25 protein-coding genes are annotated in these 24,898 nt (G+C 61.4%); 13 read left to right on the plus strand and 12 right to left on the minus strand.

Going from position 1 to position 24,898, the window contains the following annotated elements:
• Positions 1-3,402: an efflux RND transporter permease subunit gene (locus tag F3W81_RS20035; protein WP_193081300.1), complete on the plus strand. Its 3,402-nt coding sequence runs from the start codon at positions 1-3 to the stop codon at positions 3,400-3,402.
• 14 nt (positions 3,403-3,416) lie between these two features.
• Here F3W81_RS20035 and F3W81_RS20040 read toward each other — a convergent pair whose 3' ends face one another.
• Positions 3,417-4,226 carry a protein-disulfide reductase DsbD domain-containing protein gene (locus F3W81_RS20040; protein ID WP_193081302.1) on the minus strand — a complete coding sequence of 270 codons (810 nt, stop codon included), beginning with the start codon at positions 4,224-4,226 and terminating at the stop codon, positions 3,417-3,419.
• A gap of 173 nt (positions 4,227-4,399) precedes the next feature.
• Between F3W81_RS20040 and F3W81_RS20045 the strand changes: the two genes are divergently transcribed.
• A complete protein-coding gene (locus F3W81_RS20045) occupies positions 4,400-4,966 on the plus strand; it encodes a YqgE/AlgH family protein (RefSeq protein ID WP_226941757.1) in 567 nt (188 codons plus the stop codon).
• A 24-nt stretch (positions 4,967-4,990) separates the two neighbouring features.
• Here the strand turns inward: F3W81_RS20045 and F3W81_RS20050 are convergent, their stop codons facing one another.
• Positions 4,991-5,950 (minus strand): L-threonylcarbamoyladenylate synthase, encoded by a 960-nt coding sequence (locus tag F3W81_RS20050; protein WP_193081306.1) that lies wholly within the window; start codon positions 5,948-5,950, stop codon positions 4,991-4,993.
• A 145-nt stretch (positions 5,951-6,095) separates the two neighbouring features.
• On the opposite strand from F3W81_RS20050, the gene F3W81_RS20055 reads away from it, so the two are divergent.
• The 5 genes from F3W81_RS20055 (at position 6,096) to F3W81_RS20075 (ending at position 10,216) form a co-directional block, all read left to right on the plus strand.
• A complete protein-coding gene (locus tag F3W81_RS20055; protein WP_193081308.1) occupies positions 6,096-7,823 on the plus strand; it encodes an acyl-CoA dehydrogenase in 1,728 nt (575 codons plus the stop codon).
• On the plus strand, positions 7,820-8,860 hold the full coding sequence (locus F3W81_RS20060; RefSeq protein ID WP_193081310.1) for an MBL fold metallo-hydrolase: 1,041 nt from the start codon (positions 7,820-7,822) through the stop codon (positions 8,858-8,860). The genes F3W81_RS20055 and F3W81_RS20060 overlap by 4 nt, the downstream gene beginning before the upstream one ends.
• Positions 8,861-8,863: 3 nt before the next feature.
• Entirely contained in the window at positions 8,864-9,331 is a 468-nt protein-coding gene (locus F3W81_RS20065) for a DUF6173 family protein (protein ID WP_193081312.1), read from the plus strand.
• Between the two features lie 71 nt (positions 9,332-9,402).
• On the plus strand, positions 9,403-9,537 hold the full coding sequence (locus F3W81_RS20070; protein ID WP_193081313.1) for an aa3-type cytochrome c oxidase subunit IV: 135 nt from the start codon (positions 9,403-9,405) through the stop codon (positions 9,535-9,537).
• A gap of 55 nt (positions 9,538-9,592) precedes the next feature.
• Positions 9,593-10,216, plus strand: coding sequence for a hypothetical protein (locus F3W81_RS20075; protein WP_193081315.1), 624 nt, complete (start codon positions 9,593-9,595; stop codon positions 10,214-10,216).
• A gap of 2 nt (positions 10,217-10,218) precedes the next feature.
• On the opposite strand, the gene F3W81_RS20080 is transcribed toward F3W81_RS20075, so the two are convergent.
• Both F3W81_RS20080 and F3W81_RS20085 read right to left on the minus strand, forming a co-directional pair.
• Positions 10,219-10,560: an AzlD domain-containing protein gene (locus F3W81_RS20080; protein WP_193081317.1), complete on the minus strand. Its 342-nt coding sequence runs from the start codon at positions 10,558-10,560 to the stop codon at positions 10,219-10,221.
• A gap of 14 nt (positions 10,561-10,574) precedes the next feature.
• Positions 10,575-11,243 carry an AzlC family ABC transporter permease gene (locus tag F3W81_RS20085; protein WP_226941758.1) on the minus strand — a complete coding sequence of 223 codons (669 nt, stop codon included), beginning with the start codon at positions 11,241-11,243 and terminating at the stop codon, positions 10,575-10,577.
• A gap of 163 nt (positions 11,244-11,406) precedes the next feature.
• On the opposite strand from F3W81_RS20085, the gene mobA reads away from it, so the two are divergent.
• Complete coding sequence (gene mobA / locus F3W81_RS20090) at positions 11,407-12,024, plus strand: molybdenum cofactor guanylyltransferase MobA (protein WP_193081321.1); 618 nt, start codon at positions 11,407-11,409, stop codon at positions 12,022-12,024.
• 2 nt (positions 12,025-12,026) lie between these two features.
• Here mobA and F3W81_RS20095 read toward each other — a convergent pair whose 3' ends face one another.
• The 4 genes from F3W81_RS20095 to F3W81_RS20110 form a co-directional block, all read right to left on the minus strand.
• On the minus strand, positions 12,027-12,452 hold the full coding sequence (locus F3W81_RS20095) for a lytic transglycosylase domain-containing protein (protein WP_226941759.1): 426 nt from the start codon (positions 12,450-12,452) through the stop codon (positions 12,027-12,029).
• A gap of 159 nt (positions 12,453-12,611) precedes the next feature.
• A complete protein-coding gene (locus tag F3W81_RS20100) occupies positions 12,612-13,466 on the minus strand; it encodes a 4-(cytidine 5'-diphospho)-2-C-methyl-D-erythritol kinase (protein WP_193081324.1) in 855 nt (284 codons plus the stop codon).
• A gap of 15 nt (positions 13,467-13,481) precedes the next feature.
• Positions 13,482-15,176: a tetratricopeptide repeat protein gene (locus F3W81_RS20105; protein WP_193081325.1), complete on the minus strand. Its 1,695-nt coding sequence runs from the start codon at positions 15,174-15,176 to the stop codon at positions 13,482-13,484.
• Between the two features lie 110 nt (positions 15,177-15,286).
• Positions 15,287-16,933: an electron transfer flavoprotein-ubiquinone oxidoreductase gene (locus F3W81_RS20110; RefSeq protein ID WP_193081327.1), complete on the minus strand. Its 1,647-nt coding sequence runs from the start codon at positions 16,931-16,933 to the stop codon at positions 15,287-15,289.
• Positions 16,934-17,410: 477 nt separating this feature from the next.
• On the opposite strand from F3W81_RS20110, the gene greA reads away from it, so the two are divergent.
• Together greA and F3W81_RS20120 are read left to right on the plus strand one after the other, a co-directional pair.
• The gene (gene greA / locus F3W81_RS20115; protein WP_193081329.1) at positions 17,411-17,881 is read left to right on the plus strand and encodes a transcription elongation factor GreA; all 471 of its coding nucleotides are present in this window, start codon (positions 17,411-17,413) and stop codon (positions 17,879-17,881) included.
• Between the two features lie 78 nt (positions 17,882-17,959).
• A complete protein-coding gene (locus F3W81_RS20120; protein ID WP_193081331.1) occupies positions 17,960-18,988 on the plus strand; it encodes a hypothetical protein in 1,029 nt (342 codons plus the stop codon).
• 66 nt (positions 18,989-19,054) lie between these two features.
• On the opposite strand, the gene F3W81_RS20125 is transcribed toward F3W81_RS20120, so the two are convergent.
• Positions 19,055-20,095 (minus strand): polyprenyl synthetase family protein, encoded by a 1,041-nt coding sequence (locus tag F3W81_RS20125; RefSeq protein ID WP_193081333.1) that lies wholly within the window; start codon positions 20,093-20,095, stop codon positions 19,055-19,057.
• Positions 20,096-20,109: 14 nt separating this feature from the next.
• Here F3W81_RS20125 and F3W81_RS20130 point away from each other — a divergent pair, with 14 nt between their 5' ends.
• From F3W81_RS20130 to F3W81_RS20140, 3 genes are all read left to right on the plus strand, one after another.
• On the plus strand, positions 20,110-20,325 hold the full coding sequence (locus tag F3W81_RS20130; RefSeq protein WP_193081335.1) for a putative signal transducing protein: 216 nt from the start codon (positions 20,110-20,112) through the stop codon (positions 20,323-20,325).
• Positions 20,303-21,073 carry a tRNA1(Val) (adenine(37)-N6)-methyltransferase gene (locus F3W81_RS20135; protein WP_193081337.1) on the plus strand — a complete coding sequence of 257 codons (771 nt, stop codon included), beginning with the start codon at positions 20,303-20,305 and terminating at the stop codon, positions 21,071-21,073. The genes F3W81_RS20130 and F3W81_RS20135 overlap by 23 nt, the downstream gene beginning before the upstream one ends.
• 169 nt (positions 21,074-21,242) lie before the next feature.
• Positions 21,243-21,413, plus strand: a complete 171-nt coding sequence (locus F3W81_RS20140; RefSeq protein WP_193081339.1) for a YdcH family protein — start codon at positions 21,243-21,245, stop codon at positions 21,411-21,413.
• A gap of 389 nt (positions 21,414-21,802) precedes the next feature.
• On the opposite strand, the gene phbB is transcribed toward F3W81_RS20140, so the two are convergent.
• From phbB to F3W81_RS20155, 3 genes are all read right to left on the minus strand, one after another.
• Positions 21,803-22,525 (minus strand): acetoacetyl-CoA reductase, encoded by a 723-nt coding sequence (phbB, locus tag F3W81_RS20145; RefSeq protein ID WP_193081341.1) that lies wholly within the window; start codon positions 22,523-22,525, stop codon positions 21,803-21,805.
• Positions 22,526-22,707: 182 nt separating this feature from the next.
• Positions 22,708-23,883 carry an acetyl-CoA C-acetyltransferase gene (locus F3W81_RS20150; RefSeq protein WP_193081343.1) on the minus strand — a complete coding sequence of 392 codons (1,176 nt, stop codon included), beginning with the start codon at positions 23,881-23,883 and terminating at the stop codon, positions 22,708-22,710.
• 120 nt (positions 23,884-24,003) lie between these two features.
• The gene (locus F3W81_RS20155) at positions 24,004-24,855 is read right to left on the minus strand and encodes an EAL domain-containing protein (protein WP_193081345.1); all 852 of its coding nucleotides are present in this window, start codon (positions 24,853-24,855) and stop codon (positions 24,004-24,006) included.
• Positions 24,856-24,898 lie beyond the last annotated feature (43 nt).

Genomic DNA, 24,898 nt, shown 5'->3' on the forward strand with positions numbered 1-24,898 from the left:
ATGATGCGTCGTCCCCCCAGTCCCGCCACGGGCATCCTGAGCTATTTCACCCGCCACGGCACGGCGGCGAACCTGTTGCTGGTGGTGATGCTGGTGGCCGGGATCGCTGCCCTGCCAAGGATGCGGGCGCAGTTTTTCCCGGATGTGATCATCGACGATATCGGGGTCAGCGTCACTTGGGACGGCGCGGGGGCGGAAGACGTTGATCGTGCCATCGTGCAGGTTCTGGAGCCTGCTCTGCTGTCTGTCGAAGGCGTCGCGACGTCGGAGGCGACCTCGACCGAGGGGCGGGCCAGTCTTACGCTGGAATTTGATCCGGGCTGGGATATGGCGCAGGCCGCCGATGACGTGCAGGCGGCGGTGGACGCGGTCACGACCCTGCCAGAGGAAGCCGATCTGCCCGAGGTGGGCCGCAGTGCCTGGCGCGACCGGGTCACGGACGTCATCCTCACCGGTCCCGTGGGGGTGGATCAGCTGGCGCGGTTCGCGGATGAATTCGTCACCCGGCTGTTTGCGGCCGGTGTGACTCGCACGACGATCCGGGGCCTTGCCGCGCCCCGAACGGTGGTCGAGGTGCCATCCGCCAGTCTGATCCGCCATGATGTGACGATGCAGCAGATCGCCAGCGCGATCGCCGCCGAGGTTGATACCGATCCGGCGGGTGATGTTGCGGGGGCCAATGCACGGGTGCGCACAGGCTCCGAAAAGCGCAGCGCCAAGCAGATCGCAGGAATCGTGCTGCGGACCAATCCCGACGGCTCGGCGCTGACCATCGGCGATGTGGCGCGGATACGGGTCGAGGGGGTGGACCGCGCGCGCAGCTATTTCGTCGGCGAGGATCCGGCGATCTCGGTGCGGGTGGACCGGTCGGACAAGGGCGATGCCATCAAGATCCAGCAAAAGGTCGAAGAGGTCGCGGCAGAGCTACAGGCAACCTTGCCGGCAGGCACCTCGGTCGATCTGATCCGCACGCGGGCCGAGGCGATTTCCGGGCGGCTGGATCTGCTGCTCGACAACGGCGCCATGGGTCTGGTGCTGGTGCTGGCACTGCTGTTTCTGTTCCTGAATGCGCGTACGGCGATCTGGGTGGCTGCAGGCATCCCCGTGGCAATGCTGACGGCCATTGCGCTGATGTACGTGGCCGGGCTGACGCTGAACATGATCTCGCTCTTCGCCCTGATCATCACGCTGGGCATTGTGGTCGATGACGCCATCGTCGTCGCGGAATATGCCGACTCGCGGGTGCGCCAGACGGGCGAAGGCCCGGTGGAGGCGGCCGAGAGTGCGGCCAGTCGCATGGCCATGCCGGTGTTCTCGGCCACTTTGACCACGGTCATCGCCTTCTTCGGCCTGACCGTGATCGACGGGCGCTTTGGCGACATGATCGCCGATATTCCCTTCACAGTGATTGCAGTGCTCCTGGCCTCTCTGGTGGAGTGTTTCCTGATCCTTCCCAACCACATGAGCCATGCTCTGGCCCATGCTGGAACGCAGCATTGGTACGACTGGCCGTCGCGCTTCGTGAATCGCGGGTTTGAGCAGGCGCGGGACCGTCTGTTCCGGCCGATGATGGCCGCTGTGATCTGGGCGCGCTATCCGGTCCTTGCCTTCGTGATGCTGATCTTTGCCACGCAGGTGTCAATGTTCATCCGCGGTGATCTGCAATGGCGGTTCTTCAACTCGCCCGAGCAGGGCTCGATCACCGGCAATTTCATGATGGCGCCCGGCTCGACCCGCGACGATACGCTGGCAATGATGCGCGAGATGCAGCGCGCCACCAATGCCGTGGCCGAACGCTATGCCGCTGAATACGGGCGCAATCCGATTGATTATGTGATCGCCGAAGTGGGCGGCAACAGCGGCCGTGATCTTGCAGGTGCCGATACCAAGGACCCAGAGCAGCTCGGGTCGATCGCAATCGAGCTGATCGATGCAGACCTGCGCCCCTACTCCAGTTTTAGCTTTGTCGCGGCCCTGCAGGAGGCCGTTCAGCAGCACCCGCTGACCGAAGTTCTGTCGTTTCGCAGTTGGGGGTCCGGACCGGGCGGCGACGCCCTGGACGTCCAGTTCTATGGTGCTGATGCGGACACGCTGAAGGCCGCTTCGGAGGATCTCAAGGCGGCTCTTCAGCGCTATCCCGAGGTGTCGGCGGTCGAGGACAACCTCGCCTACGACAAGGAGGAGCTGCTGCTGGATCTCACGCCACAAGGCCAGGCTCTGGGGTTCACCATTGACGATCTTGGCCGGGTGCTGCGCCACAGGCTGAACGGGATTGAAGCCGCAACCTATCCCGATGGCCCGCGCAGCGCCGTCATCCGCGTCGAATTGCCCGAGCAAGAGCTGACCGCCGATTTCCTCAGCCGCACCAACCTGCGCAGCCCATCGGGGGAATATGTGCCCCTTGCCGATATCGTGCGGGTCACGCAGCGCAGTGGGTTTTCCACCGTCCGGAGGGAAAACGGGCTGCGGGTGATCTCGGTGAATGGCGATATCTCCGAGGATGACCCGGCCCGCGCGGCTGACATCATGGCGGCCCTGACCGATGAGATCCTGCCCGCCATCGCCTCTCAGCGTCAGGTGGGCTTTCGCCTGTCCGGGCTGGCCGAGCAGGAGGACAGGTTTCTGTCAGATGCCGTTACAGGGCTGACCTTTGTGCTGACGGGGATTTATCTGGTGCTGGCCTGGGTCTTTGCCAGCTGGACTCGCCCTCTGGTGGTCATGGCGATCATTCCGTTTGGCCTGATCGGGACGCTTTATGGCCATGCGCTGTGGGACGTGCCGCTGTCGATGTTTACGGTCGTCGGGTTGCTGGGCATGACGGGGATCATCATCAACGACTCCATCGTTCTGGTCACGACGATTGATGAATATGCGCAGGAGCGGGGCCTGTTCCCGTCGATCATTGATGGCACTGCGGATCGCTTGCGGCCTGTGATGCTGACGACCCTGACCACGGTGCTGGGGCTGGCGCCGCTGCTCTATGAGCGCTCAAGTCAGGCGCAATTCCTCAAGCCGACAGTGATCACGCTGGTGTATGGGCTTGGCTTCGGAATGGTGCTGGTTTTGCTCGTGGTGCCGGCCCTGATGGCGATGCAACACGATCTGATGCGCATCTGGCTGGCCCTGCGCCGGTCGCTCAGGGCGCGGCGGGCCCGCAGGCTGCGGGTGCTCAACCAGATCGGAGTGGTGTTCATGCTGGGCTGGCTGGGACTGACGCTGGGCTATGCGATCTGGCAGCAGGCGCTTTTCCCTGCGCTGCTGGCCTTTATGCCCTCGCTGGCAGAACTGCCCGTGATGCCTGTCGCTCTAGGTCTGTTCATCGCGGGGATGGCGGTCGTCACGCTGATCCTCTTTGCGGTCAGCGCGGTCGTGTATTCCGGCAGGCGGGCGCGATCGGTATGAGCACGCACGGTGCTTTAGTTGGCGTCGCAGCCCGTGATCTCGACCGCGTAGCTGTCCCCCAGAACTGTTATGCGGATGCGCGAGCGATCAATCACCACGGGCCCCCCGTAGGAGATCACCTTGGCACGCGAGATCAGCGTGTTCCCCTCGCGATGTGACGTCGTGTCAGAGATCATGACATCGGGAAGAGCCGTCTCGAACACCGTCACCTCATCGCCGCCGGCCGAGGGCATGTCGAGGCGCGCCTCAAGATCAAGACCGTCTCTGGCTGGCGATAGTTTGCAGGTGGCTTTGCGCAGTTTGCCCTCGGAGGCCGAATAGGGCCGCGCCGCAAGGGCCGCTGCAATGGCAGGCGCGCGATGGGTCTCGTTCGCGTCCAGTTCCGCGCTGACGTGGACATCCATCGGCACGCAGACTGTTTCGCAGATGCCGATCTGGATATCGCCGTTCAGTGACACCGCTTTGCTGTCATCCTTAGGTGTGATCCTCAGCGGCAATACCACCCGGTCCTTGTACCCAATGGAGCGCAACCCTTCGAGGTCGAAGACATGCGGGCGTGGCCATACCACCTCAACCCCGGCGAGATTGGTCGAGCCTGACCAATTGAAGCTGGGCGGGATACCTGCGCTGCCGGGGGACCGCCAATAGGTTTTCCAGCCCGGAGCCAGCGTCAGTTCCAGCCCCGCCATGTGGTGACCATCACGGTCGCGCCAGCCGGGCAGCACTTTGGCATCCAGATAGGCGGCATAAGGGTTCGCCTGCGCTGGCAGAGCGGCGAAAAAGGGGGCCGCCGCAAGGGCGAGGCTGATCAGAAGCGATTTCATGGTCCACAGATGGCGCGCGCGCTCTGAAATGCCAACTCACAAAGCGGCGAGAGGCGCGTCAATTAAAACGGTATGGAAGCTATGTCGCGTCTTTCCTATTGCTTATGATGCCACCTCGCGTCAAAACTATTGGCGGTGGTGTTTTGTTTTCGAGTCATGAGAGGGCATTTGAATTGCCAGACCTCTTCGATCTCACAGGCAAGATTTTGATTGCCACGCCGGGACTGGTGGACGACCGTTTCTCGAATTCTGTCATTGTGGTCTGCGCACATTCGCATGAGGGCGCAATGGGGTTGATGGTCAACAAACCCGCTGAGCAGGTGACCTCTGCCGAACTTTTCGATCAGCTCTCGATTCCGCTCGGTCCGGTAGTGCCGGGCCTGATGGTCTATGCCGGTGGCCCTGTTGAAATGGAGCGCGGCTTTGTTTTGCACTCCCCGGATTACAGCTCGGCGATTTCGACATTGGCGGTGACTGAGGCGTTGGCAATGACGGCCACGCTGGATATCCTCGAAGACATTGCCGAGGGGCAGGGGCCGGACCAGTCGTTGCTGGCTCTGGGCTATTGTGGGTGGGGCGCTGGACAGCTTGAGGGAGAGATCTCGGAAAACGGCTGGCTGATCGGTGACGCATTGCCAGAGCTTGTCTTTGCCCAAACGGACTCTCGCAAGTGGGAGCTCGCTCTTGCAGCGCAGGGTATTCATCCGCTGACATTGTCGTCGGCCTACGGTCACGCCTGACGCAAGGGGACAGCCTATTGTCCCTTAACTGCGTGGCGCGGCGGCCCGGATCAGTCGATCATTGATGGCCAATCCAATTCCAGTCATCGGAATGGGCGACACCGCAATTTGCATCGCTCCCATATCATCGAGCCGGTGCATCATTGAGAACAGATTGGCGGCGGCTTCTGCAAGGTCTGCCCCGGGCGACAGGTTTACGGCGGCATCGACGGCACCAAATCCCAACAGCGTTTCGCCCGCCTGAACCTCGCGCACATTCAGACGCATGGTGCCGCGTGGGGCATAGTGCGACAGCATCTGCCCCGGCGCTTCGATGCCCCTTTCGTCGACAGGGGTCTTCTGCACGGACAGTCCGGTACGCTTGCGAATATCCTCTGGGCCGATGCTGCCGGGACGGAGCAACCGGACCGTGCCATCTGCATCCACGGCCAGGATCGTCGATTCGACCCCGACAGTGCAGGGGCCGCCGTCAATCACGGCAGCGATCCTGCCATCCAGCCCGTGCAGGACGTGATCGGCCATGGTTGGACTGATCTTGCCCGAGGGATTGGCCGAGGGGGCGGCGACCGCACCGCCGAAGCGTTGCAGCAAGTCGCGGGCCAATGGATGGGCGGGGACACGCAGCGCCAGCGTGCTGAGACCCGCTGTCATGACGGGGGAAATCGGTGCACCCGGCCGGATCGGCAACACCATGGTCAGCGGGCCGGGCCAGAAGGCCTTAGCCAGAAGGCGTGCAGCATCGGGGAATATCGCCAGCCTGGCAGCGGCCTCGGCATCGGGAACATGCGCGATCAGCGGGTTGAAACTGGGCCTGCCCTTTGCCGCGTAGATCGCCGCAACAGCCCGGTCACTTGAGGCATCGGCGGCCAGACCATAGACGGTTTCGGTCGGCATTGCGACCAGCTGCCCCTCGGCCAGCAGGCGAGCGGCTTGGTTCAGGCTGGTCTCGTCTTGGCCCAATCTTAGAGTTTTCAGCTCGGACATGCGCCGTCCTTTTCCGATGTGTCGTCATCCGTGACGCGGCGTTGCTGTTGATGACAGCTGCCGTCTGGATACGGTAGCAGACCTATGAGACGTGCCAATACAGCCCGGCATTCGCAATGCCAAGCGGCACAGGGAGGAGACCACCATGCCATTTCGCGCGCCAGTCACCGAATTTACCTTCCTTCTGGACAAGGTTGTCGGTTTTAAACACGTCGCTGAAACCGAGATCTTTAGCGAGGCTACGCCGGACACGGTCGAAGCGATTCTGACCGAAATCGGACGTCTGAGCCAGGATGTCTGGGCGCCGCTGCAGCGCAATGGCGACACCGATCCCGCAAAGCTGGAAAATGGTGCCGTGCGCACCTCCAAAGGTTTTGTGGATGGATTTCGCGCCCTGGCTGATGGCGGCTGGCTGGGCCTGTCGGCCCCCGAAGAGTTCGGCGGTATGGCGCTGCCCGGCACGCTGACGGCGGCGATGAACGATATGCTGGCGGCGTCCTGCCTGTCGCTGGGGCTGAATCCCCTGCTGACGCAGGGCCAGATCGAAGCGCTGGAGCATCACGCCAGCCCGGAGATTCAGGCGCTCTACCTGCCCAAGCTGATCAGTGGCGAATGGACCGGCACCATGAATTTGACCGAGCCGCAGGCGGGCTCGGACGTGGGAGCGTTGCGCTCAACTGCCAAGCCGAACGGCGATGGCACCTACGCGGTCTCGGGGCAGAAGATCTACATCTCCTGGGGGGATCATGATTTTGGCGGCAATGTCTGCCATCTGGTGCTGGCCCGTCTGCCGGATGCGGCCCCAGGCACCAAGGGGATCAGCCTGTTCATGGTGCCGAAGTATCTGCCCAACGAGGACGGCTCTCTCGGCGATGCGAATTCCTTGCGCGTGGTCAGTCTGGAACACAAGATGGGCCTGCATGGCTCGCCCACGGCCGTGATGGAATACGACGGCGCAAAAGGCTGGCTGATCGGCGAGGAACACAAGGGCATGGCTGCGATGTTCACGATGATGAACAACGCCCGCCTCGGTGTCGGCATTCAGGGGATCGGCGCTGCGGAAGGCGCCTATCAGCACGCGCTTGCCTTTGCACTGGACCGCAAACAGGGCCGCACGGTGCTGGAGGGCAAACCGGGCGCCACTGGCGCGATTGTCGACCACGCCGATGTGCGTCGGATGCTGGCGACGATGCGTGCCGATGTCTTCGCGTCGCGCGCCATCGCCCTGTCCTGCGCCGTGGCAATTGACCTAGCCAAGGCAACGGGCTCGGCCGAGTGGAAAGCCCGCGCTGCGGTTCTGACGCCGATCGCCAAGGCTTTTGGCACTGAAACGGGGATGCGTGTCGCCGAGCTGGGTGTGCAGGTCCACGGCGGGATGGGCTTTATCGAGGAGACGGGCGCGGCGCAGTATTACCGCGACGTGCGTGTCACCGCGATCTACGAGGGCACCAACGGTATTCAGGCGATGGATCTCGTCGCCCGCAAGATGATGGACGGCGGCGAGGCGGTCTATGCCCTGATCGAAGAAATGCACACCGTCGCCGAGGCTGCGCGGGGCCAGTATGACACCCTCGCCGAGCCCCTTTGGCAGGCTGTTGAGACCCTGCGCGAGGCGACCGAGTGGATGGTCAGCCAGAGCGATCTGAACGAACGCTTTGCCGGCTCTGTCCCCTATCTGATGGGCTTTGCGCGGGTGCTGGGGGGCTACTTCCACCTCAAGGCCGCGCTCGCCGAGGAGGGCGAGGGGCCGCGCAGCCGTCTTGCGGGCTTCTACATCTCCCGGCTGTTGCCCGAGCATGTCGGCTTGCTTGCCCATGCCACGGTCGGGGCCGAGGATCTTTACGCGATGTCCGTGGAGGATCTGTCCGCATGACCGTGAACGCCCCGATCCGCTTTCCATGGGAAACGCCGCCCGACATCGGGCAGACCGTGGAGGTGGCGGACGGGGTGCTCTGGATCCGCTTGCCTCTGCCGATGGCTCTGGATCACGTCAACGTCTATGCGCTGGACGACGGTGACAGCTGGACGATTGTCGATACCGGGTTCGATACGAAAAAAACCCGCGACATCTGGCAGACCCTGCTGGCGGGTCCGCTGGCGGGCAAGCCTGTCGCGCGCGTTCTGATGACGCATCACCACCCTGATCACTGCGGTCTTGCGGGCTGGTTCATGGCGCAGGGCGAGGTCGAACTGGTCTCCTCGCGCACTGCATGGCTGACGGCACGGATGTTGTTGCTGGATCAGCAGGACGCGCCTTCGGACGCCGCCGTGACCTTTTGGCGGCGGGCGGGCATGGCGCCGGAACTGCTGGAACAGCGCATTGCCGAGCGGCCTTTCAACTTTATTGACGTGGTTCACCCGCTGCCGATCGGCTTTACGCGACTGCGCGAAGGCGATGTGTTCCGCGCCGGTGGGCGAAGCTGGGACGTGCGCATGGGCGATGGTCACGCCCCGGAACACGTAACGCTCTGGTCGCGTGACGATGCGTTGGTGATCGGCGGCGACCAGTTGCTGCCCTCGATCAGCCCCAATATCGGCGTGCATGCAACAGAGCCGGAGGCCGACCCGCTGGCTGAATGGATCGAGGCCACTCACAGGCTGGCTGAGTTCGGGCGCGATGATCAGCTGGTGCTCTGCGGTCACAAACTGCCCTTCACCGGGCTGCCAACCCGCTTGCGGCAGATGATCTTCAACCATACTTCGGGCCTTGATCGCCTGCTCAAGCACATCGCAACGCCCCGCACGGCGGTTGAGTGCTTTCCGGTGCTTTTCAAGCGTCGCATAGACGAATCCGTCTACGGCCTTGCCTTGGTCGAGGCCGTGGCCCATCTCAATAACCTGCACCAGTCCGGTGTGGCGACGCGTCGTTTACGCGACGACGGAGCCTATATCTGGCAAAGCAGGGAATGAGAGATGTCCGAACCCATCGATACCAGCGTCGAGGCAGCTGAAAATGCGGTGCTGATGTGCCGGCACGAAGCCCATACCAACAAGGATGCCTCCAAGGCCGGTGACTTGCCGGTGAATGTCATCGACAAGCCTATCCAATCCAAAAGCCCGGCCGCTTGGGCGTACGAGCGGCTTGTCCTCTACATCCAGACCTTCGAGGAAAGCCTGGACAGCGAGCACGAAGTCGCAATGGGCTTTGCCGGTGGCGATGCGGGGGTGCTGAGGATCGAGGGCATGGGGTACTTTGACCCCGACATTGTGACCTTTTACGGCACTGATACCAACGGCGCGAAAACGCAGCTGATCCAGCATGTCACCCAACTGGCCGTGATGTTGCGCGCCATGCCGAAAGAGGCGCCACAGGAGGCACCCCGGCGCATCGGTTTTCAGTTGCGGGCAGATCTGGAAAACACCGAAGCCGACGCAACCTGAACAGGTGACAGGCTTGGCGGAATCCGCTATCCAGACCTGCGATGATGATTTCTTCTTGAGGGTACAGAGACATGGCTGAACACAAGCACGGCGACATGGATATCGAAACGCAGGAAAAGACCTTTGAGGGCTTTCTGCGCACCTCGACATGGGTTGCAGGCATTTCGATTTTCGCACTGATTTTCCTCGCGCTGTTCAACAGCTGATCTTTCGCTGAGGGCACTGCCCCGGCCGAAAGGTCTCACTGCGCGGGAGATCGCCATGAGACTTGTGTTACTCGCCCTTGCCGCAATTGCGGTCCTTTCGGGCTGCGCAGGTGGACCGTCTCCCGACGCTACCAGCGCGTCGAACACCGGGACACCGGATGTCACTCGCGGAGCCTACCATTTTGACGGCCCGCCGTCGCTGACCCTGATCACCGTGCGCAGCAATCGTACCGGATCGGGTGGGCATACGGCACTGATGATCAATGCGGATCAACGGGTCATCTTCGATCCCGCCGGATCCTTCCATCACCCCAAGATTCGGCGCGAAGGCGACGTTCTGATCGGCATCGATCCGGCCTTCTACAATGGCTACAAGAGCATGCATGCGCGCCCGACCTATAATGTCGTGACGCAGACGGTCACCGTTCCGCCAGCAGTGGCGGCAAAGGCGCTGTCCTTGGCGATGGCGCGCGGGTCGGTCGGTCAGGCACGATGCGCACAGTCGACATCCAGCATTCTGCGCCAGCTGCCGGGCTTTGAGGGCATCTCTTCGACCTTCTTCCCGAACGCCCTGATGAACAGCTTTGAAGCGGTGACGGGCGCGCCGAAAGAGATCCTCTACGAGGGGTTCACACCGTCACGGATCACTGCAAACATGACGGTTCAGCCCAACGGCTGAACCTACCCCACCAGCCAGAGCATCAGATAGAGCGTGGCGGCCCCGCCAAGGATCGCAACAAGCGTGTTGCGCAGATAGATGCCCGCAATCAGCGTCACCATCGCGGCGATAAACCGTGCCGGGTCGAGATGACCTCCCGTCGCGGCCGGCCAGGCCACGAGAGGGGCGACGATCGCTGGAAGGATGGCGACAGCCGTATAGCGCAGATGCCGCAATACCCATTCGGGCATGGGCCTGTTGCCGATCAGCCCGATGAACACAAAACGCAGGGCAAAGCTGCCAAGGCCCAGTCCTATTATGACCAGCCACAGGTCGCCCCGGTTGATTGCGCCAGCTGTTTCCATGACCCCGTTCTCCATTATGCGCGCCGCCCCATCATCAGCTCAACCTGAGCGCCGGTCATCATGCCTGCCAGACCCGCCACCAGCAGCCCGAGATTGTAAGGCAGCCAGGCAAAGCTGAGCGCTATGATAATGGCCATGATGCACGCCGACAGATGTGCCAGCGTCTTCAGCATCGGTGCTACCATGGCGATAAAGGTGATGGGCATGGCGAAGTCCAGCGCCAGTTCTGGCGGGATGGCACTGCCGATCATCGCCCCGACGATGGTCATGAGATACCAGAACGGACAGATCGGCACGACAACGCCGAAAAAATAGCTCAGTCGGTGCTGCAGGGTCCAGTCGGGGTTTTTCTCATAAGCGACAACGGCGCAGGCATAGGTCTGATCTACCATGCAATAGGCGATAAGGGCTCTTTTCCACAGTGGAGCAGCCCCGAGGTAGGGCGTCAGAGACGCCGAATACATCGCCATGCGTAGATTGACCGCCAACGCCGAGGCGAGTGCGATGAACACAGGCGCGCCATCGCTGAGCAATTGCAACGACGTGAACTGGGCAGCACCCGCAATCACCGCGACAGAATACAGCGACGCCTCAAGGATGTTGAGGCCAGCTTCGGTCGCCACGACACCGAACAGCATGGCGAACGGAATGATCACAAGAAGGAAGGGTGCGGCATCACGCATACCCTGCCAAAAGGCGGACTGGACACTGGCGGTTGCCGGGGGATTTTCATAAACTGACATGCGGCCGGACGCTATCCTGAGCGCCGGGCAGAGACAATTGTATCTGATGCAAATTCGCGTCTGCGTCTTTCGTCAGGTGACTTTCAGGGACGGAGCACAGCACATGATCATCCCCGGTGTCATTCTGGCGGGCGGGCAGTCCCGTCGTATGGGCGGCGGCGATAAGGGCCTGCTGAGCCTGAGCGGGCGTCGTCTTTTGTCGCACGTGATCGATCGCATCGAACCGCAGGTGGCGCAGCTGGCGCTGAATGCCAATGGCCCGCCTGAGCGGTTCGCGTCTTTCGGTCTGCCGGTTCTGCCGGATTCGGCGCCGGACCTGTCTGGCCCTCTCGCTGGTGTGCTGACTGCGATGGACTGGGCGGCAGCCATGGGCACGGATGTGGTTGTGACCGTGTCGGGGGATACGCCGTTTTTGCCGGGGGATCTTGTCCCGCATCTCTTGCTGGCGTCTGAGGGCATGAAGGCCCCGTTGGCCATCGCGTCCAGTCAGGACAGCACAGGCGTTTTGCGCCTGCACCCGACCTGTGCGCTCTGGAGCGTTGCGCTGCGCGAGGATCTGCGTCAGGCGCTGGCGGCAGGCACGCGCAAGATGATGAACTGGGCAGACGGACAGGGGGCGCGCAGTGTCGCGTTTCCCTCGGCCAAAGGCGATCCGTTCTTCAACATAAACGCGCCCGAGGATCTGGAGCAGGCCGAGGCAATGATCGCCTCAGCCGAGTAGCGTCAGCTCTTTTTCATGCCGGTTTCTGCCAGCTTACCCTGCCGCTTTGCCTCGTAGTAATAGCCGCTCGCGTACCAGTGGACGGCGGTATCAAAACTGCCATCGGCAAGCAGCCACGCGCCGCGCAGATATTTCACGGCATACTTGAGGTTAGTTTCCGGGTCAAGAAGATCGCGGGCCTGACCACTGAAGCCCATGCCGCGCGCGGTGGCGGGCAGAATCTGCATCAGACCGTAATAGGGCCCGTTGCGTGCATCTGCACGGTGTGTGCTTTCGCGGATCACCACCCTCTGGATCAGTTTCACCGGAACTTCATAGGTCGCGGCGTACTTTTCGATCAACTGACGCAGCTCGGGCGTCTCGTTCGGATGGAGAGGTGTGGGGTCGACGAAATACGCTCTCGTCGCTGTGTCGTTGGTGCCGTTCATGGCACAGCCTGCCAGAGGCAGAAATATCATAAGGGCGAAACAGCGGGCAAATGCTCGCATACCTAGGCTCCGTCATCATTGCTCTGATACGGCTTAGGGCAATACGGTTAATCCACCAACCTAATACAATTTGCATAGGCGAGTATCGGCCAATGCAGTCTATTTCAGGACGACTGATTGCACCCACCAAGTCGGATTCGCCTTTGAAATAATCATTGCAGCTCTGTCGGATTGTTCCGTTGACGCAAAGAGGCCAAAGCAACTGGCTCCGGAGCCTGACATGCGCGCCAAGAGGCAGGATTCGGCACTCGCCAGTTGCGCGAGGACGCCCGCTATCTCAGGGGCGATCGAGATCGCCGGGGCTTGCAGGTCGTTGCGCTGCAGGGTCAGCCACGCGGCAACCTCAGCTACTGTTTTCAGGTTTTGCGGCACCTCGGGCATCGCTGGATTGTCACGCTTCTGTAATGCCTTGAACACTGGCGGCGTGGCGACAGGGATGCCGGGGTTCACCAGCACAGCGGGCAAGGGGGGCAGGGCGGGGACCTCGGACAGGACATCGCCGAGCCCGCGCATCCGCATTGCGCGGCTGGGGATGCAGACGGGGACATCTGCGCCAATGCGCTCGGCGCTGGCCAGCACAGGTGCAGAGGTGAGGCGGGCGATAGCGCGCAGCACGGCCGCCGCATCGGAGCTGCCACCGCCCAGGCCAGCCTCGTTCGGCAAGTGCTTTTCCAAGGCGACGCGCACGCTCTGCCCGGCAAGCCTTGCGGCCTTCAGGCAGAGATTGCGCGTGTCCATGGGCACCCCGGCGGCACGCGGCCCGGTGACAGAGATCGCATCGACCTCGGACAGCGCCACATGCAGCAGATCGCCATGATCGGCAAACACCACCAGCGAATCGAGCAGGTGATACCCGTCGTCCCGTTGCCCGGTGACATGCAGCGTCAGATTTACTTTTGCCGGGGCAAGCAGACGCACCCCGGAGCCATCAGGCAAGCCGTCGATCAAACTCATTCTGGCTTTATGCCGTCAACCGTCGTCGCGCGCCAGTTGTTGCAGCTCCTTCGTGGCTTCTTCAGCCACAACGGCATCCAGCCCCACTTTCAGTTTGCGGCGGATGCGGTCAGCGTCCTTGTCTTCGGGATCGCAAGACAGCGCCCGGGTCCACTGAAACTGCGCTTCAAGCTGACGACCCGCGGCCCAGTACACATCGCCCAGATGATCGTTGACGACAGCGTCGACCGGCATCAGCTCGGCGGCGTGTTCCATGTAGGGGACGGCCTCGTCGTTGCGACCCATCCGGTGCAGCACCCAGCCGAGGCTGTCGATGATATAGCCTGACTCGGGGCGCAGTTCGGCGGCGCGCTGGATCATGTTCAGGGCCTGCTCCATCCGCTCGTTCTTCTCAACCAGCGAATAGCCGAAGTAGTTCAGCACGTTCGGTTGGTCAGGGTTGAACTTCAGAGCTTTGAGGAAATCGACTTTCGCCGCATACCAGTTGCCAAGACGCTCTTCACTCATCCCGCGGGCATAGAGCAGGAACCACTGCGAAGGATCGTCATCGGCGAACAGGGCAAGGGCCTTGTCATAAGCGACGACCGCCTCTCTGTGGTTGCCGGACTGACGTTGCAGATCGCCCAGCGACGCCTGCACATCCGGGATCGTCGGATAGTCCGCAGACAATTGCTCCAGCACTTCACGGGCGGCATCGGGCCGGCCAGCTTTGCGCAAGGCTTCGGCGCGGCCCAGTTCCGCCTGGTAAAAACTCGGATTGTCGCGGGGCACCTTGCGATAGGCCACAGTCGCCAGCTCGGGCCGGTCGAGCTTCTCCAGCAGGTCACCCGTCAGCAGCAGAGAGTCGATGTGATCGGGGCGTAGGCTTTCTGCCAGCCGGGCGTAGAGCAGCGTGTATTCATAGCTCGCCTCGCTTTGCAGCGCGGCGGCGACGGAGTAGAAAATCTCGGCGACGCCATCTCTTACGGAGGTGACATGGGTGTAGGGCAGGGTCTGATTGGCCTCAAGCGCGGCCTTCAAGAACTGAAGTTCGGGGTTGAGGTCACTGCCAAACAGCCTGTTCAGCAGCGATAGGGCATCCTTGTCGCGATCAAGTTGCGACAACACTTCGATCCGCGCCAGAGCGCCACGACGGGTCATTTCCAGCGGCCCGTCGGATTGCGCCGCATAGATGCTTTCCGCGCCTTGAAAATCACCGACATATGCCAGCGCCAGAGCTTTGTGATAGCGGGCGAATCTTTCAAGCCCCTCCTGTGCGGAGACCTTGTCGAACTCGGCCAGAGCCTCGCTCATGTTGCCTTTACCAAGGTGGATCCAGGCGGCCAGCAACCCGTCAACAAGAGGGCCGACGCCTTGTCCACCCTCGATCCGGGCCTGCAGGGCGTCGTAATTACCCTTTTCGACATCATCCACGACCAGCGCCATTTGCGCGATCTGGCTGCTGACCCCCATCTTCTCAAGTCGCTCGGCGGGCACGCTCGCGGCATCGGCAGCACCGGCGGCGATCTGTGCCTGTATCAGGCCTTCGAGGATGCGAGGTTCATGGGGGGAGGAGGAGAGCGCGCGTTTATAGTACCGAACCGAGGCGTCATAATCGTTGGTGACACTCGCTTGCCGTGCGGCGAGGTAACTGCCCACAAGATCGCCCGCCAGCGATGGCAGTGGCAGCATCGTCGCAAGAGCAAGTGCGGAAACCTGAAGTAATCTCATCCCGGAACCCCGAATTCTGTGTTCAGGATGAGCGTAGGCAAGGCAAGTGCATATGGCAATGCGCAGCGGGGGTATCAACGCCCCGCCACGCAGAAAAGTTCCGATGTCGTTTACATATTGGGATAATTCGGCCCGTCGCCGCCTTGAGGCGTGGTCCAGTTGATGTTCTGGCTGGGATCCTTGATGTCACAGGTCTTGCAATGAACGCAGTTCTGGAAGTTGATCTGGAACTTGGCGTCCGCGCCTTCACCGATGAATTCGTACACCCCGGCGGGGCAATAACGCGCGGAAGGCCCTGCATATTTCGCCAGATTCACTGCGACCGGCACAGTCGGATCCTTGAGCTTCAGGTGGCAGGGCTGGCTCTCCTCGTGGTTGGTCATCGAGAAGGACACGTTGGTCAGCCGATCAAAGCTGAGCTTGCCGTCGGGTTTGGGGTAAACGATGGGTTTGTGCTTTTCGGCCAGTTCGGTCGCTTCGGCATCTGTCTTGCCGTGCTTGACGGTGCCGAGCAGAGAAAAACCTAAGGTGTTGGTCCACATGTCGAACCCGCCAAGGGCCAGAGAGGCACCAAGGCCGAACTTCGACCACAGCGGTTTGACATTGCGCACTTTCTTGAGGTCCTTGCCGATCGCGCCGCCGCGCACCTCGGTTTCATACTCGTTCAGCTCATCACCGGAGCGACCGGCCTTGATGGCAGCAAAGGCGGCCTCGGCTGCGGCTTTGCCTGATAGCATGGCGTTGTGGTTGCCCTTGATGCGCGGCACGTTGACCATCCCGACCGAGCAACCCAGCAGCGCAGCCCCGGGCACGACCATCTTCGGCATCGACTGATAGCCGCCCTCGGAAATCGCCCGCGCGCCATAGGCGACGCGTTTGCCGCCCTCCAGAAGCTCTTTGATCATGGGATGATGCTTGAAGCGCTGAAATTCCATGTAGGGGAACAGGTAGGGGTTCTTGTAGTTCAGGTGGACGACGAAGCCGACATAGACCTGATTGTTTTCAAGGTGATAGATGAAGGAGCCACCGCCCGCATTCTTGCCAAGGGGCCAGCCCATCGTGTGGGTGACGCTGCCTTCCTTGTGTTTGGCGGGGTCGATTTCCCAGATCTCTTTCATGCCGAGGCCAAATTTCTGCGGCTCATGACCCGCGGAGAGATCGTACTTGTTGATAAGTTCCTTGGCGAGAGAGCCGCGCACGCCTTCGCCGATAAAGACGTATTTGCCATGCAGCTCCATGCCAGGCTCATACCCAGGGCCTTCGGTGCCGTCGGGGTTCCTGCCGAACTCGCCCGCGACGACCCCTTTGACTTCACCGTTCTCGCCGTAGACCAGTTCCGAGCAGGACATGCCTGGGAACACCTCGACGCCAAGCGCTTCGGCCTGTTCGGCCATCCAGCGGCAGACGTTGCCCATCGAGACGATGTAGTTGCCGTGGTTGTTCATCAGGGGCGGCATCGGCAGGTTCGGGATGCGGATTTCGCCCGCTTCGCCGAGCAGGTAGAAGTTGTCGTCCTTCACCGGCACGTTGAGCGGGGCACCCTTTTCCTTCCAGTCCGGTATCAGCGCGTTCAGGCCGACCGGGTCGAGCACGGCGCCCGACAGGATGTGCGCGCCCACTTCCGAGCCTTTTTCCAGCACGACGACCTCGAGATCGGCATCAAGCTGTTTCAACCGTATCGCCGCCGACAGGCCCGCCGGGCCTGCTCCGACGATGACCACATCGTATTCCATGGTTTCGCGTTGCGTCTCGGACATGTTCTGGGTCTCCGGTGGCTTGGCTGCGTAATAATGTTGCGTCTGACTAGCGTTAATGCGGAACCATCGTCAATTGCTACGATACGTCAGAGGGGATTTGTCCTTTGATTTTCGCGCGATTCCAAGGGCGGTATGGTTTGCAGCGCATAGTTCGCAGCGAGACTGCCCATCTTCGTTCCTGCATGTCGCTGTAAATAGGTCGGTGTCGGGCAAAGTCGCGCGTCTGTTTTATGCTTGCCCTGGGCTCGCGACACGCGCGGGCGCGATGCTTGCGAGGGTTGCCGCGTAAATCGCTGGAATGGCGTGGTTCTTCGTTGGAGAGGAGGGCGGGCCATACGTCTCGCTCTGGATCGGTCGTTATCCGCCGGACCGGGCAAACCGCTTGCATTCAGGTCCTGCTTTGGGTCAGGTAGCTGAACCGTTTAGGATACGAGAGGGGCCGCAGTGGCCCCTTTCTGCGTGCCATGGAGGGCCTTGATGGAAAAGATACCAATGACCCGGGCGGGCTTTGTCAAACTCGAAGCCGAGCTGAAACAGCTCAAGTCCGTGGAGCGCCCAGAGATTATCAAGGCGATTGCCGAGGCCCGTGAACACGGCGACCTCTCGGAAAACGCCGAATATCACTCTGCCCGCGAAAAGCAGAGCTTCATCGAAGGGCGGATCAAAGAGCTGGAAGGCGTGTTGTCTCTCGCCGAGGTGATCGACCCCAAGACCTTGTCCGGAACCGTCAAGTTCGGCGCGACCGTGACACTGGTGGATGAAGACACGGACGAGGAAAAGACCTGGCGCATTGTTGGCGAATATGAGGCCAATATTGACAAGGGACTGCTGAATATCCGCTCGCCCATTGCCCGTGCCCTGATCGGCAAGGACGAAGGCGACTCGGTCGAGGTGCGCACCCCGGGTGGCGATCGCTCCTACGAGGTTCTGAAGATCACCTACGAGTAGTGGGGGCGCGGCGGAACACGTCGGGACCCCGTTCAGGCAAGCCAGCCGGGGACACTTTATGCCAGCCAGAGGCAGCACATGACTGACAGCCAGGATCAGGAAGGCAAGCCGACGCCGCTTGGCCTGCAGGACGCATCCGAACAGCAGGGCTTCAGCCCTGTTGAGACCATTGCCCTGCTTGTCAGTCTGCTGTGGATGGTGGGCGCGGGGGTCTATTTCGGGGTGTTTCGACAGCCCTCGGACAATGGCGTCGAGGGGCTGCACACACTTCAGGTCGCTATGATGGTGATGGCTGTCGTCGTACCTGTTGCGCTGATCTGGGTGGCGGCCATGGCCGCGCGCTCGGCCCGGGTGATGCGCGAAGAAAGCCGTCGTCTGCGGGCGGCGATCGACGCCATCCGCCACGCCTATGTCACGCAAAGTCAGCGTGGCGGCGGGGCAGGTGACAGCAGCATCACCCGCAAGCTTGACGAGATTGTCATGGCGCAGCGCAAGACCGAAACCGCGCTGCTGACCGTCAGCTCTATCCGCGAACACAGTGTTGCGCGGGCCGATGCCCCCGTGATGCCGGTCCGCTCTGCCGACGAAGGGCAGGCGCCTTTGCCACTTGGGCCTTCTGACGCCGATGTTCCGGCGCCTCTGAGCCGGGGCGATTTCATCCGCGCGATGAATTTCCCCGAAACCGCTGAGGATCAGGAGGGGTTTGCTGCCCTGCGCAAGGCCCTCAAGGATCGCCAGTCAGCCCTGCTGATACAGGCGTCGCAGGATATTCTGACGCTGCTCAGCCAGGACGGCATTTATATGGACGACCTACGCGTCGATATGGCCAGCGCCGAGATATGGCGGCGCTTTGCCGCGGGCGAGCGCGGGCCACAGGTTTCAGCGCTTGGTGGGATTCGCGATCGCTCTTCCCTGGCTCTGGCGGCGGGACGGATGAAGCAGGATCCCATCTTTCGCGACGTGGCACATCATTTCCTGCGCCGCTTCGACAAGATGTTCATCGATTTTGAAAAGACAGCGTCCGACGCCGAAATACAGGGGCTGTCGGAAACCCGCACCGCCCGTGCCTTCATGTTGCTGGGGCGCGTCGCAGCCATCTTTGACTGACGGCAGGTGTAAAAAGAGAGACGCAAGCCTTCGCCTGCGTCTCTCTTTTTCATTCAGACCATCGCCTCAGGTGAGACGCGAGACGACATAGGCCGCGAGATCTGACAGGATCGTGCGCAGGTCGCTCTCAGGCAGCACGGTCAGTGCGTCGCGGGCCTTTTGCGACCAGTCATGTGCCGTCTTGCGCGTGCTCTCCAGCGTGCCGTGCTTGTCCATCAGGGCCAGAGCCTGCTCCAGATCGCCCTCTGCCTGTTTGCCGCGCCCGATGGTGCGTTCCCAGAAGGCACGCTCGGTGTCGTCCGCAGCGGCGATGGCACGGATCACCGGTAGGGTCAGTTTGCGCTCTCTGAAATCATCGCCGACGTTCTTGCCGGTTTGTGCGCTGTCGCCGCCGTAATCCAGCAGATCATCCGCCATCTGGAACGCCACGCCGAGCGCGTCGCCATAGGTGAACAGCGCCTCGACATGCTCTTCCGGGGCTTCAGCCAGCACGGCACCCGATTGCGTCGCTGCGGAAAACAGCGCCGCCGTCTTGCCCCGGATCACCTGAAGATAGGTCTCCTCCGACGTCTTGATGTCCTGCGCCACAGTCAGCTGCAGCACTTCGCCCTCAGCGATGGTCGACGAAGCCCCGGCGAGGATATCCAGCACACGCAGGTTGCCCGGCTCGACCATGAGCTGGAAAGCGCGCGCAAAAAGATAGTCGCCAACGAGAACTGAGCTCTGGTTGTCCCAGAGCAGGTTCGCGGTGGGGCGTCCGCGGCGCTGTTTGCTTTCGTCCACCACATCGTCATGCAGCAGGGTCGCCGTGTGAATGAACTCGACTGTCGCCGCCAGATGGATGTGATAGCCGCCCGCGTATCCGCAAAGCTTGGCGGCCGCCAGCGTCAGCATCGGGCGCAGTCGCTTGCCACCAGCCCCCACAAGGTGGGCGGTCACTTCTGGGATGCGAGGCGCGTGGCGCGACGACATCTTCTCATTTATCAGCGTGTTGACCGCGTCCAACTCCTGCTGGAGGGCTGCGGCCAGCGCATCATGAGGTCTGCTTGCGAATTGGTCCAAACCGACTCTCCCGTCATTGGTCTCGACAAACCGGGTTGCCTGCATTTATCTGCAGAGCAATGAAACAGCTCCTGCGCACAAATGACCCGACCCGCCTCGCCTTCGCCCAGGCTATGCTTCAGGGCGAGGATATAGACTGCTTTGAAATGGACGTAAATATGAGCGTGCTCGAAGGCTCGATCGGCATTTTGCCGCGACGGCTGATGGTGCGCGAGTCTGACTACGACGCAGCGGTCATCGTGATGCGGGACAATGACATCCCCCTTGATGGATGAGAGCCTGAGCCGTGACCGCTTTCTGGGTGGGCGGCTGACCCTTTTACAGCCCAAGCGGGGCTATCGTGCGGGGGTGGACCCGGTGTTTCTGGCGGCCTCTGTGCAGGCGCGCGCGGGCCAGTCTTTGCTGGATCTGGGATGTGGTGGCGGGGTCGCTGCGCTCTGTGCCGGAGCGCGCAATCCGGGGCTGTCGCTGACCGGGCTGGAACGGCAGGCGCCCTATGCTGCGCTGGCGCGACGCAATGCCACTGAGAACGGTCTGGAAATGACGGTCTACGAGGGGGACCTGACCGCGATGCCCGGCGAGCTGCGTCAGATCCGGTTCGATCACGTTATCGCCAATCCTCCGTACTTTCGCCGCGATGCGTCGGTGCCAGCACAGGCTGAGGACCGGGAGGGCGCGATGGGTGAGGATACTCCGCTGGCCTCATGGGTCGAGGTGGCAGCGCGGCGCTGCTTGCCCGGCGGCTATGTCACCTTCGTACATCGCAGCGAGCGTTTGCCAGAATTGCTGGGCGCTTTCGCCCTGCACCTTGGCTCCCTCGAGCTCAAGCCTTTGTTACCCAGAGCCGGGCGTGCGGCGCATCTGGTATTGTTGCGGGGGCGCAAGGGTGGGCGTGCGGCATTTCGTCTGCATGCCGGGCTGGTCCTGCACCGCGGCGAGACCCACGACTGCGACGGCGCGAACTACAGCCCTGAGGTGAGTCGCATCCTGCGGGACGGCGATCCGCTCATCTTCGCGCCATAGGTCAGCGGGAAACCGCGCGACATTAACCTTACGTCAGGGTTTTGAGCGACATTTTACTGTTGATTAAGAGATTGGGCGCAGTTTTGCCGGTGCACTGCAGGTGCAACGTGACAGAATTATGAAAGTGTGGTGGACTGATTTCACTACATCATCAGAGAGGAGACGATCCATGAGCTTGAGTTCACACGTTGAAGAACTGAAGAAGAAACACGCATCTCTCTCGGCAGCCGTCGATCAGGCACGTCGATCGCCGAGCATGTCGGATCTGGAAATAACCGCGCTGAAAAAGCGCAAACTGGCGCTGAAAGAGCAGATCAGTCGGCTGGCGACCTCGCACTGACACTGCACTTTCCCGGGGCCTCGTCCCGCATATCTCAGCGACCCTGCCGGTGACGGCTGGGCGCATATGACTAGGAAAAAATACAGAAAAACTGCGCGGTCGGCACTTTGCCTCCTAGCAATTGAGTTGATTACTAAAGTGCTTTTTGCCTGCCGTGATCAGGGTTTCTTTTGCCCCGAGAAGGACCTCGGACGCCCGAATAGACAGCAGTTTCGGCCGCTTATTGAATTTCAAAGTCCAAAGTCAGCATTCGATCACGCATGCAATTTTTTCACGATGCAGTTTGTCGCGGCCACGTGTGAGTCTACCCAGCTTCGTCCTCGAACGTCCAAATCGTAAGGGGCCGCAGCTGATAACTCCGGCCCCTTCTCTGACATAACGAACAGTTCTCAGACGAAGAACTGTCCTCCATTGGCTGTGATCGTGGAGCCTGTGACAAATCCTGAGTCTTCGGAAGCCAGGAACACCACGCAGCGCGCGATTTCCTCCGGCTCCCCAAGGCGACCGACGGGGATCTGGCCGATGATCGCATCGCGCACCTTTTCCGGTACCGCCATCACCATGTCCGTCGCAATATACCCAGGGCAAATCGCATTCGCGGTGATGTTGAACCGCGCGCCCTCCTGTGCCAGCGATTTCACGATGCCAAGGTCACCTGCCTTGGTCGCGGCGTAGTTCACCTGACCGAACTGACCTTTTTGGCCGTTGATCGAAGAAATGACGATGAAGCGGCCAAATTTTCGCTCGCGCATCCCTGGCCAGACAGGATGGATGGTGTTGAAAACACCCGTCAGGTTGGTGCCGATGACCTCGCTCCATTGATCGGGCGTCATCTTGTGGAACGGAGCATCGCGGGTAATGCCCGCATTGGCAACGACCACATCAATCGGGCCAATGTCAGCCTCGACCGACGCGATCCCCGCCTTTGATTCGTCGTAGTCGGCGACGTTCCACTTGTACGTGGCGATGCCGGTTTCTTTGGTAAACGCCGCTGCCGCCTCTTCATTTCCGGCATAGGTGGCCGCGACGGTGTATCCGGCGGTCTGCAAAGCTATGGAAATAGCTGCGCCGATCCCCCGCGATCCCCCTGTTACAAGAGCTGTTCGAGCCATGTTGTCTCCTCCCCCTTACAGAAACTCATTCCGCAATACTATTAAATATTACGCCATAAATACGCAAGATTATTTCCTTAGTGAGGGGCGCGTCCTCGGCCACTCTTCCTTGAGTAGAGCGTTTAACGGCATGCAGATGCAACAAAAAAGGCGCCCGAAGGCGCCTTCTTCGCGAGATGTGATCAAGGGCGCTCGAGACACATGGCAACACCCATGCCGCCACCGATGCATAGGGTCGCAAGGCCCTTCTTGGCGCCGCGGCGCCGCATCTCGAACAGCAGGGTGTTCAGGATGCGGGCGCCCGAAGCGCCGATAGGGTGACCGATCGCGATGGCACCGCCGTTGACGTTCACGATCGCCGGATCCCAGCCCATATCCTTGTTCACAGCGCAGGCCTGCGCGGCGAAGGCTTCGTTCGCCTCGACAAGGTCGAGATCCTCAGGCTTCCAGCCGGCTTTTTCCAGCGCCTTGCGCGACGCGTGGATCGGTCCGACGCCCATGATCGACGGGTCAACCCCAGCGGTGGCGTAGGAGACGATTCGCGCCAGCGGTTCGATGCCGCGCTTTTCAGCCTCTTGAGCGGTCATCAGCAGGGCACCAGCAGCACCATCGTTGATGCCCGAAGCGTTCGCTGCGGTGACGGTGCCATCCTTGGTGAAGGCGGGGCGCAGTTTCTGCATGGCTTCAATCGTTGCACCGTGGCGGATATATTCGTCTTCGGAGACTACGATGTCGCCTTTGCGGGTCTTGACCGTGAAGGGCACGATCTCATCAGCGAATTTGCCCGCCTTTTGGGCGGCTTCCGCCTTGTTCTGCGAGGCGACTGCGAAGATGTCCTGCGCTTCGCGCGAGATTTGCCATTGCTCGGCTACATTTTCGGCGGTCTGACCCATATGGTAGCCGTTGAAAGCATCCCAGAGGCCGTCACGGATCATCGAATCGATGTATTTGACATCGCCCATTTTGTGACCGGCGCGCAGGTGCGCTACATGGGGGCTGAGCGACATGCTTTCCTGACCACCAGCGGCGATGATCGCGGCATCGCCAAGCTGGATGTGCTGGGCAGCAAGGGCAACGGCGCGCAGGCCGGAGCCACAGACCTGGTTGAGGCTCCAGGCAGAAGAGGCGATCGGCAGGCCGGCATTGATGTGGGCCTGACGGGCAGGGTTCTGGCCCTGACCGGCGGTCAAAACCTGACCCAGGATCGTCTCGGACACTTCGGCTTTTTCGATCCCGGCGCGGGCGACAAGCTCTGCCAGAACGGTAGCGCCGAGGTCGTGGGCCGGGGTGCTTGCGAAAGCGCCAAGGAACGAGCCGACGGGTGTGCGGGCCGCGGATGCAATTACGACGTTGGTCATGGTATCCTCCACCAGTGCAGGCGCAATGCCGCGCCCATTGACTCGAGACATATAGGAATTGGTGGGGTGCCTCAATAACGGCGGGGGTTCCTGCGGCTGAATGCGGCGCTTTGTCTGCCGTCAGCGGGGCGGTTCGGGGGCACTGCTGCTGACTGACCAAGGGGGGTAGAGCGTTGGTCGCGCGAAGAAATAGCCTTGCAGGTATTCCACACCACAGTCCGCCAGCCAGTCTGCATCGCGCTCGGTTTCGACACGTTCGGCGATGGTCAGCATATCGAACTGGTCAGCGATCATCACCAAAGCCCGGGTCAGAACCTGATGATCCGCTGAGGTGCTGATATCGCGGATGAAAGAGCCATCGATCTTGACCATGTCGAAGGAAAAGTCGCGCAGATAGCGAAACGACGTGTAGCCAGACCCGAAGTCATCCAGAGCAAAACAGACCCCGTGACGCTGCAGATCATGCATGAAACTGATCACGAGTTCAGGTGACAGCATGGCGGAGCGCTCGGTGATCTCAATGATCAGACGCTCGCCAATTGTGGGATCCTGGTCGAGCCAGTGATGCAGGGTGCGGTTCCAGTCGCCATAGCCGATGGAGCGCGTCGACATGTTGATTCCGAGACGTATATGCTGTTGTTCGTGCAGTGTTTTAAGCCCAAGCTCCAGGGCCTTGCAGTCAAGGATGCGCCCAAGTTCCGATGTCTCGACCGCGCTGATGAAATCCTTTGCCGGGGTGACACGGCCGGCGGGGTCAAGCAGCCGGATCAGACCTTCGTGATAGGCGATGCGACCGTTGCTGCGGGGGTTAACGACAGGCTGATAGGCGAGGGCCACGGAACCGGTGCGCAGCGCGGTGGCGACGAGCTCTTTCGCGGTGGACACGTCAAGGGCGGGACGGCTGATGTCGCCCTGAGAGGTGTCGGTCTTTCCCGCGGAAAGTTCCGCCCCTTCGCCCTTGCCACCGGCCATGTCATAATGCCTCTTTGTCCGGTCTAGGTTTATGCTGCCGCTC

This window comes from Pseudooceanicola spongiae (assembly GCF_014899185.1).
GTDB classification, from domain to species: domain Bacteria; phylum Pseudomonadota; class Alphaproteobacteria; order Rhodobacterales; family Rhodobacteraceae; genus Pseudooceanicola; species Pseudooceanicola spongiae.